Source organism: Paraliobacillus sp. PM-2 (assembly GCF_001368815.1).
GTDB lineage: Bacteria > Bacillota > Bacilli > Bacillales > Amphibacillaceae > Paraliobacillus.
In genome coordinates this window covers 364,604-377,286 of the sequence record NZ_CTEI01000002.1, presented here as the reverse complement: position 1 = coordinate 377,286, position 12,683 = coordinate 364,604, and the positions used below count along the sequence as shown (strand labels likewise).

The following is a 12,683-nucleotide window of genomic DNA, read 5'->3' as shown; positions in this document are numbered from 1 at the left end:
CACGTGATGCAGAACATAGAAGAGATTTTCATTAAAAATTAGCCTAGCATGTATTGCTAGGCTAATTTTTCTTTTTTTAATAATATAACGATTAAAAAGCGGGTATTAATCAAGGAAAATTCACAAAACTGTAAATCTTCATTTCTCCTTTTACAGAAATTCACTTAACATTTATCCATTTTAAGGTATAATAATTTTATACTTATTTATATTTTGGTTTTAGTTTTTGTAATAAATAGAAAGTGAGAGGATCCAATTGGGACGTAAATGGAATAATATTAAGGAAAAAAAAGCTTCAAAAGATGCGAATACAAGTCGTATATATGCAAAGTTTGGTAGAGAAATTTATGTTGCGGCAAAACAAGGAGAACCAGATCCAGAGTCGAATCAGACATTAAAGTTTGTTTTAGAACGTGCAAAAACGTATAGTGTACCGAAACATATTATTGATCGCGCTATTGAGAAAGCAAAAGGCGGAGCAGATGAAAATTATGATGAATTACGTTATGAAGGATTTGGCCCAAGTGGATCCATGTTAATTGTTGACACATTAACAAATAATGTCAATCGAACAGCTGCAGATGTACGAGCAGCTTTCAATAAGAATGGCGGGAATATGGGGGTTAATGGTTCTGTTGCCTATATGTTCGATGCAACAGCTGTGATTGGTTTTGAAGGTCAGACTGCTGATGAAGTATTAGAATGGTTAATGGAAGCAGATATCGACGTTAGGGATATTCTAGAGGAAGATCAAGCTGTGATTATCTATGCTGAACCAGATCAATTTCATCACGTGCAAGAAGCTTTGAAACAGCAAGGAATCACAGAATTTTCTGTTGCTGAACTAACGATGCTTGCTCAATCAGAAGTGCAACTTTCATCAGAAGATCAAGTTCAATTTGAAAAATTAGTTGATGCATTAGATGACCTGGAAGATGTGCAACAAATCTATCATAACGTAGATTTAGCAGATTAATGAAATGGAAAAACTGGACATTTGTTCAGTTTTTTTATATGTTTTTGATTGGTAAGAGCTTTAAGCTTTTCTCCTTTAGTTCATATGAATAGTTTGATAGAATAGGATACATCATTTATCAATCTAGGAGATGAAAACGTTGGATTTTGTTGCAATAGATTTTGAAACAGCAAATCGGTATAGAAATAGTGCCTGTGCAATAGGAATTGTGGTCGGGAATGAATATGGTGTAGTTGACGAATACTACAGTTTAATTAATCCACAAAGCCCCTTTGAAATGCAAAATATGCGCGTGCATGGTATTACAGAAGAAGATGTCTTGGAAGCTCCAACATTTGCTGATATATGGCCAACTGTTAAACGTTATATTAACAACCAGATAGTTGTTGCTCATAATGCCAGTTTTGATATGAGTGTGTTACGTGCTTCATTAGATCAACATAACTGTCCCTATCCGTCGTTACAGTACTTATGCTCTGTCATGTTGTCTCGGCAAGTTTGGCCAGGGTTACCTAATTATAAGTTAAATACACTAGCTGATGTGCACGGTATAATGCTTGATCATCACCATGCTTTAGCAGATTCGAGGGCTGTAGTTGATTTGTTAGTTAAGGCAATTAGAGACTCTGATGTGGTTGACTTAAATCAACTATTAAAGGAGCAAGCAATGGTCTATGGTCAATTATTTGAACGGAATTATCGAACACCTAAACGAAAGAAGAAATTAGTATAGATAGCCAAAAAAGATGTCTTGTTTCGTCTGAGTTTTTACATTATATTTATACAGAGCAATGAATGTACATTCATCATGAAGATAGAGGAGAGAAGCATATGGAAGAATTACATAAAGTAGTAGACCAAATCAAATTTAGATTATGGGAAATAAGTGATGATCTATTTGAACATCCAGAGTTAGGAGACAAAGAATATCGTTCAATGGGTGTTTTAGTGGACTTTTTAAAAGAACATCGTTTTGAAGTGGAGACAGGTCTTGTGAATCGTGAGACTTCTTTTAAAGCGGTTTTTGATAGTGGACAGTCTGGACCAACCGTAGCATTTATGGCAGAATATGACGCATTACCAGGTGTGGGCCATGGGTGTGGGCATAATATGATTGCAACAATGGGTACTGGAGCAGGTGTTGCATTGAGTAAGGTTTTAGATCAAATTGGGGGTAAAGTAGTTGTTTTTGGTACACCTGCTGAAGAAACAAATGGAGCAAAGGTGCCAATGGCTGAATCCGGGTTATTTGATGATATGGATGTAGCAATGATGGTGCATCCTGGCGATGTATCAACGGAGAGTGGAGAATCGCTAGCCATGGATGCGATTCAGTTTGCTTATTTTGGTAAAACAAGTCATGCAGCAGCAGCACCTGAAGAAGGAATTAATGCTTTAGATAGTGTCATTCAGTTATTTAATGGGATAAATGCGTTACGTCAACATGTCAAATCGGATGTGCGAATGCATGGTGTGATTAAAGAGGGCGGTGTTGCGGCAAATGTTGTTCCTGATAAGGCTGTGGCACAATTTTATGTGCGTGCAAAAGACCGTAGTTATCTTAATAAAGTAGTTGCACAAGTGAAAGAAATTGCTCAAGGTGCTGCAGCTATGACTGGTGCAAAACTTGAGATTAGCAACTATGAATTAAGCTATGATGATATGCGGACAAATAAGATTCTTTCAGATCAGTTTACGAAAAATCTATATCAAGCAGGAGAAACGAAAGTTTTACCACAAAAAATATCTTATGGCTCCATAGATATGGGAAATGTAAGTCAAGTTTGTCCAGCTATACATCCTTATATTGGATTTGATAAACCTGGTCTTGTACCGCATACTACAGAGTTTGCAAACGAGACGGTAACAGAAAATGGTCATAATGTAATTGCGCGTGGTGCGTTAGCCTTGGCACTTACAGGAGCCGATATCATTCAACAGCCAGATCTATTAAAAAGCATTAAAGCTGGATTTGACAATCAACATAAATAATAAAAACATGACAATATATTTAAATTCCCTCTTTCCAAATGCATAATTATTTGTTAAAATACATAATTATGAATAAATATACGATTTAAAAAAAGAACAGTAAAGGGAAGGGAAGAGAAAAGAAATGAAAAAGCAATTCTTTTTAGTTGTAGCATGTATTGGTTTACTTTCTGTTTTATTAGTTGGATGTGGGACAGGTAATGATAATACTAGTGGGGATTCAGGAGAATCAAAAGAAATTTTAGAAATAGCGACTTCAGCTGATTTTGCCCCATTTGAATCAAGAAATGAAAATGGTGACATTGTTGGATTTGATATTGATTTAGCTAACTATGTCGCAGAAGAGCTTGGATATAAACTTGAAATTAAAGATATGAAATTTGATGGTTTAGTAGGTGCGCTTCAAAGTAATCGTGTAGACATGGTATTAGCTGGTATGTCAGCTACAGAAGATCGAAGTAAAAACGTAGATTTTTCTACACCTTACAATCACTCAGGTGAAATGTTTGTTACATTAAAAGATTCTGATGTTAAAAAACTTGAAGATATTGAAGGAAAAACAATTGGTGTTCAGTTAGGAACAATTCAGCAAGAGGGCGCGGAAACACTTCAAGAAGATTATAATTTTGAATTAAAGACAGTAGATGATGGAACAACCTTAATTCAAGAATTAATAACAAATCGTATCGATGTAGCATATATGGATAAATCTGTTGCTGTTGGGTATATTGAAGAACAAGACCTTGCAGGATTTGATGATCCAACGACAAGTTCACCAGGAATGGCAATTGCTTTTCCAAAAGGTAGTGATCTTGTAGAAAAAGTCAACGAAGTGTTAGAACAAGCAGAAGAAAGTGGGAAACTTCAAGAGTTAAAAGATAAATGGTTGGACGAACAAGAATAACAATATAAGAAAGAAATGAGGTGTAAGGCATGAATTTGGATTTTAGCCAAATTGTGCCTTATATTCCTTTTATGCTAGAAGGAATATGGGTAACGTTAAAGTTTGTATTTTTTGCAATTTTATTTGGTTTTTTTATAGGAACAATATTAGCTTTATTTAAAATAGGGAGTATACGTCCTTTACGATGGTTTGCTGATGCCTATACTTCTATTTTTCGAGGAACACCGTTGATTTTACAATTAATGCTCATCTATTTTGCAGTACCACAATTAAGTGGCTATGATATTACACCATTCTTATCTGCAATATTAGCATTTGGTTTAAATTCATCTGCTTATGTCTCCGAAATTATTCGAGCTGGGATTCAAGCAGTTGATAAAGGACAAACCGAAGCTGCTTTGGCATTAGGGGTACCTTATCGGCAAATGATGACAGATATAATTCTGCCACAAGCAATGAAAAATATTTTACCAGCATTAATGAATGAATTTATTACATTAACGAAGGAATCTGCTTTAGTTTCAACGATTGGATACTTAGATTTGATGCGACGTGCTCAAGTTGTTGGGGCAGACCTGTATCGAAATTTTGAACCATTACTATTTGTTGGTGTATTATACTGGTTAATGGTCATGGGTCTTACATTAATTGGTAGATTCGTGGAACGGAGGCTGAGAGTAAGTGATTAAGGTAGAGAATTTAACAAAGAAATTTGGCAATAATGAAGTATTATCTAATATATCTACAGAAATTAAAAAAGGTGAAGTGGTTTCTATTATTGGCCCATCTGGTTCAGGGAAATCTACCTTTTTACGTTGTCTGAATCTTTTAGAAGAGCCTACTGACGGAAAAATTTATATTAATGATAAAGACTTAACCGATCCAAAAACAAATATTATGCAGGTGAGAGAACAAATCGGTATGGTATTTCAGCACTTTCACTTATTTCCTCACCTATCTGTTTTAGATAATTTAACGTATGCACCAATGAAGGTAAAAAAACAATCGAAGCCTACAGCTCAAGAAAAAGCGTATGATTTACTTGAGAAAGTAGGATTATCTGATAAAGCAGATGCATATCCTAATAGTTTATCTGGAGGGCAAAAACAACGTGTAGCCATTGCGCGAGCGTTAGCAATGGAGCCCGAATTAATGTTGTTCGATGAGCCAACGTCAGCATTAGATCCAGAGATGGTAAAAGAGGTACTTGATGTAATGAAAGATCTTGCTCATTCTGGTATGACCATGGCAGTCGTCACACATGAGATGGGATTTGCAAAAGAAGTAGCTGATCGTGTGTTATTTCTAGATCACGGAGTATTAGTAGAAGATGGAGACCCAGTTAGCTTCTTTGACGCACCAAAAACAGAACGCGCAGCAACATTCTTAGAAAAAATATTATAAACTTAAAAAAAAGTTCTTCCGCTAAATGCAGAAGAACTTTTTTGTTAGCTATTTATAACAGTCTGTAAACGATAAAATGGTTCAGAACTATTATAATACTATTTCAAATGATAAAGTAAAATCATCAAATTTACATCTATATTTATCTAATTGATCTTGCCCACATGAATTACTACCGAGTCCATTTTGTTGTTTGTCTATATGCAATACAAGATAATCTCTTGGATTTAAGTCAATTGTATGCTTTGCCTTTTCAAGATCGCTGTCTTCGTAGCGAGAAATGCTAAAATCAAAGGATTGATCTGTTTGGCATCTCAGTGTGTAGTCTTTGTTATTACTTAAATTCACCCAATCACAGTCCATATGATTACCATTTTCTTGTGGCATGACATAATTTACAAACAAATCATCAACGTGCTTGTGAAAAACACCCGGATAACTTGACTGACAAGAATCAGCATAGTTTTCATGAGGACCTAAACCACGCCAAGATACCTGTTCAAGGTTTTTATTTACATGCATACTTACACCTAATCGTGGTAACATAGATGGTGCATTTTCCTTTCGTCCAGATGCAATGCCATTTAATGTTACGCTTATTTTTCCTTCTGGACAGATATTGTAGGTGTATGTTAAATCATAATACCATGAACTATTCGTCGTACCATAGAATGCGTGAACTTCCCAATAGAATGTATTGTCTTCGATGCCGTAAGTTACATCACGAACCATTTCATGATTTAATTGCATAAAGTATTTATTTTGATAATCCTCTAATATATACATATCATTGTCGATTGGTGCTCGCCAAAAGGTGAAGGACGGCCCTTTTTCGATCAATTGCTTTTCATTAGATGTTGCTGTTAATAACTGCCCTCGTACTTTGTCAAACACGACATTGAAATCATCACCATAAACAGTAACAAGATGATTTTCTTCTTTATAGTTCAATTCTTTCTTGTTTTCAGTAGATGTAACGAAAGCAGGCTCTTTATGGTATTCAAACACACTTCTAGTAATTTCAAAACCTTTGTCAGCCCAGAGTGTATCTTCTTTTAACTGATAAACAAAATGTACCGTATAATTTGCACCAGGTTTGTATCCTTTTAATGCTGGATAATTAATAGTAATTTGTGCTGATACGTGCCCGGAGACGTTTGGTATAGTTACTTCCTTTGAATCTATTAATGTATCATCTTCGTAAAACTGGCAGATAAGTTTATATGCATCTAGCGTGTTAAAATCAAGCCGATTTGTTAGTTGATAGATGCCTGCTTGCACATTGATTGCTTCTGTTTGAACTGGTTCAATTACTTTTTTATATTCAATGAGACTCGTAGAAGGTGTACGGTCAGGCATTAGTAGTCCATCAATACAGAAATTACCGTTCGTTGGAACATCACCGAAATCGCCACCATATCGATAATATACTTGACCATCGTCAGTTACTGTCTCTATTCCATGATCAAACCATTCCCAAATAAATCCACCTTGCATATGTTCATGTTTATAAAAAATATCTTGGTATTCTTTCAGATTACCAGGTCCATTCCCCATCGCATGACCATACTCACATAAAATGTGCGGTTTTTTCGTTGTTGTAATAATATCTTCCATTGTTGATTTCTCTTTGCTTTCTAGCCATGTATACATGGTTGTATACACATCACTAACTTCTGCTTCAAAATCACCCTCATAATGAACGAGACGAGTTGGATCTGTATTTTTTACATAGTCAGCCATTTTTCTGAAATTATAACCGAAGGCAGACTCATTTCCTAACGACCACATAATGATGGAAGGGTGGTTTTTGTCACGCATTAGCGTACGTTTCATTCGATTAACAAATGCTTCTTCCCAATCAGGATTATCTGTAATCCATTTATAGTCTTCTGTTAGTTCAAAGCCATGACACTCTAAATCTGCTTCAGCAATAACATACAAGCCATAGCGATCGCATAGTTCATAAAGAGCAGGGGAATTTGGATAATGTGCTGTACGTAATGCATTGATATTATGCTGCTTCATTAATTTAATATCGCTTTCGATACTTTCTTTCGTTGTCACTCGACCGTTTTTTGGACTATAATCATGTCGATTGACGCCTTTTAGTTTAATAGGCACACCATTAACTAAAAACGTTCTTCCGCTTATTTCTATTTGCCTAAAGCCAACTGTTTGGTGAATGACTTCGATTTCTTCTTGTTTAGACTTAACTGTTAGCGTTAACGTATATAGATAAGGATCTTCTGCAGACCATTTCTTTGGATTACTAACTTGTTTAATTAAACTTTCATTCCCGGTAAGCTCTTCTTTAAAAATTGTTTGGCCTTGTTGATCTTTCAAATGATAGACTACTTGTTGACCTTGATAGGAGTGAAATATAGGATTTACTACTAATGTAGCATTTTCATATTTTTGATCCAAATAAGTCTCTACCTTATAATCATACAGCCCGTTTTTCGGACGAGCGAACAATTCTACATCACGGAAGATACCACTTAGCCACCACATATCCTGATCCTCTAAATACGTTCCATCTGACCACTGGAAAACACGTACAGTTAGTGTATTCGTCCCGTCAATGAGATGTTTACTTAAATCAAACTCACTTTGAATCCTGGCTCCTTTACTATAGCCAACAAACGAATCGTTTACATAAACTTCGAATGCGGAATCAACGCCTTGAAATCTTAAAATATATTGATGAATGTTTTCGATATTTTCCATCTCAAATGTCCTTCTATAAATCCCCGTAGGGTTTTCAGTAGGTACATAAGGAGGGATAATCGGGAAATTATACCATAGATCAGAGTAATGCATGTTGCCATATCCATGCATTTGCCAATTACTTGGGACCTCTATTTTGTCCCAACCTGTATCATCAAATGTAGATTTATAAAAATTTTCTGGACTATATTCAGGGGCATCGAGAAATAAGAATGCCCACTGTCCGTTTAAATTCAAATGAAAGTGTTCCTGCTGTGTATTCGTTGGAGTCATACTGATATAATGTGCACGAGGCTCCATTCTATTAATGCCGTCTAGTTGTTGATTTTCCCAACGTTTTTTGTTACTTATCATTTTTCAGTCTCCTGTTCTTGTTTTTTTTCATATCGTTTATAGCAAATAAGAGCAATGCCAAGAAATACGACGATACCTAGTACATTGTAAAATAAGCTAAATAATGGATTCATTGTACCTTCTAAAACAATTCCTGTTTCAAGATATTCCATCAATGCATATGGTGATGGGAATGTAGAAACAAAGAAGGCAAATAAGAAGAAAATGAGTAACATGACACCAAGAACCATACCGGTGATCCGATTTCCTACTCTAAAAGTTCTAGGTATATGATCTTTCTTTGCCCGAAATACAATATAAGCAATCAATAGGAACAAGACTGGAATTAATGAAGTTGCTGCAGTCATGTTAATTAATGTTTTCAATAAAGAATTCATAGACCCAATTCCTAATGCAGGAATAATTAATAAAACGGTTACAACAATAGCCTGAAGTGTAAGTGCATTTGTAGGGTTTCCTTCATTGTTTGTTTTAGCAACCCATTTACCAAAAATACCATCTGGAATTTCCGAAAATAAAATTTTAACTGGTGCTGCTGTCCAGATAACAAGTGAACCAACGGCACTTAATAACATGATTAATCCAACAAAATGTGTGATGCCTTCACCAATGCCGAAGTGTGCACCTAAAATAGCAAATGCTTCAAATAAAGCGTCAGAATAATTATTCTGTAAGGCTTCATCAGGCATGATTAAGCCAACAGCAACTGACCCCAATGCGTACATAATCCCAATAGAAAAGGCAGCGATAACAATTGTTCTTATAAATGTTTTGTTTCCACCCTTTAAGTCTTTTACATATACACCAATTGCTTCTGCCCCACCAACTGCTTGTAAAATCCAAGCTAATGTAGCAAAATAGTTCCAATTGTTAAATGAAGGAGCTACAGTAGAACTATTAAACGGTTGTGCGGATGGTTCTTTTAATATGAAATAAACAGCGAGTGCAAATACGATAAATCCAACACCCATAAGTATTCTTGCAACTCCTGAAGCATCCGTTACTTTTGAAATCCATGTTACCCCTTTTATTGATATAAATGTTGCCATCCAAAATAAGAAGATGGATAGAATAGCGATCGTTATTGTTGCACTTGAACCACCGAATGCATTCCTACCCAAAAAAGTATAAGAAGCATAGATGAGTATTTGTGGCAATAGTGCAGTGAAATAGAATAAATTCACAAAAAAGTATGACCAAGATCCAAGGAAGGCCCATTTTTCACCTAAAGATGTTCTTATCCAACTATAAACACCGGATTCTGCTTGTGTGTTAGCTGAAGAGAACTCACCAATCATTAAACTGAAAGGGATAAAATAAAAAGCTGTAGCAAATAAAAAAGTAAATACTGCTGATAGCCCTATACTTGCTGTTGCATTTATGATGTTATTAAATGCAAATACTGCTGTAAAAGCCATCAATAAAAATGATACGGAATTGATTCTCTTTCTGTTGTCAGTCATGATTTTCACTCCTCTTTTGTCGTTTGAAATACGCATTTCAACATAATTTTAGAATAAAAAATAATTTTTATTCGTGATCACGCTTTCATTATAAAAGTAATCCTGTTATTATTTAATTAACTTACGTTGTTTGTTTTTGACATTTTGTTGCATATAGGGGGAGAAGAGAGTTGTTTCAATCAATCGGCACTTTTCAAACAGAAAAAGCATTAAATCAGGAATTTTATGTATATGAATGTGGTTATGAAGACGTTAAACCAAGAGATCCTTATCAGTATGAGCCAATTGATTATTATTTGATTCATTATATTGAAGAGGGAGAAGGATTATTTTTTATTAATGATGAAGTGCATCACCTTGGTAAAAAAGAAGGTTTTATTATACCACCTAATACAAAAAATAATTATTATCCATTGGTCGGCAATCCTTGGAGTTATAGGTGGATCGGGTTTAAGGGGACGAAGTGTCAAGAGCTTTTTGAGAAGTGTGGGCTCTTAAAAGATTCTAAAGCTGGAACAGGGAATTTTATTTATCGTTTTGATGATCTGGAGAAACTAAGCACGATTTTTAAAAATGTGTACAAGTATTCTGAAAATCAAATGCCTTATGCAGCACTTGGTGAATCTTACCACTTGATTAATGTATTAATGGAACAACATGAAGCTGATTTGCGTTATAAAGTAACAAATGCTGAAAATTACATTCAACAGGCAATTGAGATTATAACAAAGCAGTTTAATGATCCGAATTTTTCAGTTGATGTACTTACAAGAGAATTACAGATTGAACGATCTTATTTGTTTCGTTTATTTAAAAAGTATTTAAACCTTAGTCCCAAAAATTATTTGATTCAAGCAAGAATTAAAAAGTCTACTGAACTATTAAGAAGAAGTAGCTCGTCAGTAGAAGAAATATCTTATATGGTAGGATTTAATAATCCTTCTCATTTTTCAAGGCAATTTTCAAAGTATAAAGGTATTTCTCCATCCAAGTATCGCGCGCAATTTAAAACAATTCGAACTATGCAGTAAATAAAGCGGAGTATTTCGATCTTCTTTTTTTACAGAACATTCTCATTTTATTCACTACAATTGACCGTATAAGCATCTAAAGATATAATAGATATTAATAGAATATATTTTCCTTAAGGGGAGTAGCTTTTACAATGAAGTCGTCATTACAGAATGAGATGATAATCGTTCTCGGCTTTATTGGCAACGAATGTTGTTAGCAAGACCTTACCAGTGTGTGTATATGGGGAGGTCTTTTTTCATATGATGTAATGGATATTGATCTATTAAATAAAAAGGAGAGGTGAAGAAATGAATCCTTTATTATTTGAAAATATGCCACCTTTTATAAGACGAGAAATGGAAAAGATAACACAACAAATTCAACCACTAATGAAAAAAAATTCTAAATATATGATGTTTGCATTTCCGCTTATGCTTGTTGGTGGCTTTAATTTAGTTGTTATGTTTTTCCAAGGTGGTTTTAGCTTTGATATGTTGCCTATTACTGGAATTTATGCTTTAAGTGCAGCAATAGGAATAGCATTGTTCAAAGAATCTAAATTTATGAATAAAAAAATTCATCAAATTGGGAAAGAACATATCATTGAACGTATAAAAATGAGTAGAATCATTGGTGATGACAAAAAGAATGTATATATTAAAATGGTGAAAAACCAGTCAAAAATGAGTCTGCAAGTTTTCTTTAACTTCTTAACCGAAGAAAATCAAGAGAAACAAAATATGTATTCGTAATGAACAGTTCCTAAATAACTAAGTATAGAAATACAGACAATAGATGGAAGACTAGTTTGAAATCACGCTAGTCTTCCTTTTTATTTCAAGCTAAATTTGCTTCACCTAAAATTAGTTATTTTATGAAAGCGTTTAGAAAAAAGTTACAAATTGTTCACAGTGAAATAAAGTTTCCAATGATATAATATGTATATTGTTTCACATACAAAAAGAAAGGGTCTGATTTTTATGGGCTTCTATAGTCCGCAGGAAATTGCAAATTATACTGTATCATCAGGGAGAAAAAAAGCAAATTATAGTGTATTGCAATCTTCTATTTTAGGTTTTGAAGCAGGAGCATTTATATCACTTGGTTATTTACTGTATATTCATGTTACAACTAGTATGCCTGAAGCTTGGGGGGGATTTTCTTCTTTTGTGGGGGCATCATTATTTCCTTTAGGGCTTATTTTAACATTATTAGCTGGTGGAGAATTGTTAACAGGTAATATGATGGCTATTCCATTATCTCGGATGGAGAATAAAATAAAATCGATGCAAGTTATTAGAAACTTTTTAATCATTACGCTAAGTAACTTTGTAGGTGCTCTTTTTGTTGCTTACTTTTTTGGTCATATTGTCGGTTTAACCGAAACAGGTGCATATTTAAATACCACCGTAACGTTAGCTGAGCATAAACTTGAAGCAACATTTTTACAAGCGTTTTTCTCAGGAATTGGTTGTAATTGGTTAGTAGCTTCAGCAGTTTGGTTAAGCTATGGTGCAAAAGATATGGCTGGGAAAATATTAGGTATTTGGTTTCCAACGATGGCCTTTGTTGCAATTGGATTTCAACACGTTGTAGCCAATATGTTTCTTATTCCTGCGGCAATCTTCGCAGGGCATTTTACTTGGATTGCTTACTTACAAAACTTTTTCCCTGTGTTGCTGGGTAATGCAGTGGGCGGCATACTATTTGTAGCAGGGGCTTACTGGGTAGTATATTTAAAGGATGATCCAGTTTCAGAAATGAAAGAATCATTGATTCAATCTAGCACTGTACATCATTAACCATCTTGAAAGTAGAGAAGGAGAGGCAGACATAACAAGCTGTT

General features: G+C 34.6%; 11 protein-coding genes. 9 read left to right on the top strand and 2 right to left on the bottom strand.

The genetic code is table 11. The features are described from left to right. Positions 1–256 precede the first annotated feature (256 nt). The 6 genes from BN1058_RS10680 to BN1058_RS10655 all read left to right on the top strand — a co-directional run bounded on the left by BN1058_RS10680 (position 257) and on the right by BN1058_RS10655 (position 5,276). The gene (locus BN1058_RS10680) at positions 257–976 is read left to right on the top strand and encodes a YebC/PmpR family DNA-binding transcriptional regulator (RefSeq protein WP_090857203.1); all 720 of its coding nucleotides are present in this window, start codon (positions 257–259) and stop codon (positions 974–976) included. Positions 977–1,115: 139 nt separating this feature from the next. After that, the gene (locus tag BN1058_RS10675) at positions 1,116–1,709 is read left to right on the top strand and encodes a 3'-5' exonuclease (RefSeq protein WP_090857198.1); all 594 of its coding nucleotides are present in this window, start codon (positions 1,116–1,118) and stop codon (positions 1,707–1,709) included. Between the two features lie 98 nt (positions 1,710–1,807). Further along, positions 1,808–2,968, top strand: a complete 1,161-nt coding sequence (locus tag BN1058_RS10670) for a M20 family metallopeptidase (RefSeq protein WP_090857195.1) — start codon at positions 1,808–1,810, stop codon at positions 2,966–2,968. A gap of 124 nt (positions 2,969–3,092) precedes the next feature. Then, the gene (locus tag BN1058_RS10665; RefSeq protein WP_090857192.1) at positions 3,093–3,872 is read left to right on the top strand and encodes a transporter substrate-binding domain-containing protein; all 780 of its coding nucleotides are present in this window, start codon (positions 3,093–3,095) and stop codon (positions 3,870–3,872) included. Between the two features lie 29 nt (positions 3,873–3,901). Next, the gene (locus tag BN1058_RS10660; RefSeq protein WP_090857189.1) at positions 3,902–4,561 is read left to right on the top strand and encodes an amino acid ABC transporter permease; all 660 of its coding nucleotides are present in this window, start codon (positions 3,902–3,904) and stop codon (positions 4,559–4,561) included. Next, entirely contained in the window at positions 4,554–5,276 is a 723-nt protein-coding gene (locus BN1058_RS10655) for an amino acid ABC transporter ATP-binding protein (RefSeq protein WP_090857185.1), read from the top strand. The genes BN1058_RS10660 and BN1058_RS10655 overlap by 8 nt, the downstream gene beginning before the upstream one ends. A 90-nt stretch (positions 5,277–5,366) precedes the next feature. Here BN1058_RS10655 and ebgA read toward each other — a convergent pair whose 3' ends face one another. Both ebgA and BN1058_RS10645 read right to left on the bottom strand, forming a co-directional pair. Continuing rightward, complete coding sequence (ebgA, locus tag BN1058_RS10650; protein WP_176694497.1) at positions 5,367–8,360, bottom strand: beta-galactosidase subunit alpha; 2,994 nt, start codon at positions 8,358–8,360, stop codon at positions 5,367–5,369. Next, a complete protein-coding gene (locus BN1058_RS10645; RefSeq protein WP_090857182.1) occupies positions 8,357–9,823 on the bottom strand; it encodes an amino acid permease in 1,467 nt (488 codons plus the stop codon). Before BN1058_RS10645 ends, ebgA begins: the two co-directional genes overlap by 4 nt. A 170-nt stretch (positions 9,824–9,993) precedes the next feature. Here BN1058_RS10645 and BN1058_RS10640 point away from each other — a divergent pair, with 170 nt between their 5' ends. The 3 genes from BN1058_RS10640 to BN1058_RS10630 all read left to right on the top strand — a co-directional run bounded on the left by BN1058_RS10640 (position 9,994) and on the right by BN1058_RS10630 (position 12,639). Continuing rightward, positions 9,994–10,854, top strand: coding sequence for an AraC family transcriptional regulator (locus tag BN1058_RS10640; protein ID WP_090857179.1), 861 nt, complete (start codon positions 9,994–9,996; stop codon positions 10,852–10,854). Between the two features lie 291 nt (positions 10,855–11,145). Further along, positions 11,146–11,589 carry a DUF5392 family protein gene (locus tag BN1058_RS10635; RefSeq protein ID WP_090857176.1) on the top strand — a complete coding sequence of 148 codons (444 nt, stop codon included), beginning with the start codon at positions 11,146–11,148 and terminating at the stop codon, positions 11,587–11,589. Between the two features lie 228 nt (positions 11,590–11,817). Further along, entirely contained in the window at positions 11,818–12,639 is an 822-nt protein-coding gene (locus BN1058_RS10630) for a formate/nitrite transporter family protein (RefSeq protein ID WP_090857173.1), read from the top strand. The last annotated feature ends 44 nt before the right edge of the window (positions 12,640–12,683 follow it).

Excerpts from the sequence above, each read along its gene's own strand:
- BN1058_RS10670 (WP_090857195.1), top strand. The coding sequence starts at position 1,808 with ATGGAAGAATTACATAAAGTAGTAGACCAAATCAAATTTAGATTATGG.
- BN1058_RS10665 (WP_090857192.1), top strand. The coding sequence starts at position 3,093 with ATGAAAAAGCAATTCTTTTTAGTTGTAGCATGTATTGGTTTACTTTCT.
- BN1058_RS10660 (WP_090857189.1), top strand. The coding sequence starts at position 3,902 with ATGAATTTGGATTTTAGCCAAATTGTGCCTTATATTCCTTTTATGCTA.
- ebgA (WP_176694497.1), bottom strand. The coding sequence starts at position 8,360 with ATGATAAGTAACAAAAAACGTTGGGAAAATCAACAACTAGACGGCATT.
- BN1058_RS10645 (WP_090857182.1), bottom strand. The coding sequence starts at position 9,823 with ATGACTGACAACAGAAAGAGAATCAATTCCGTATCATTTTTATTGATG.
- BN1058_RS10635 (WP_090857176.1), top strand. The coding sequence starts at position 11,146 with ATGAATCCTTTATTATTTGAAAATATGCCACCTTTTATAAGACGAGAA.
- BN1058_RS10630 (WP_090857173.1), top strand. The coding sequence starts at position 11,818 with ATGGGCTTCTATAGTCCGCAGGAAATTGCAAATTATACTGTATCATCA.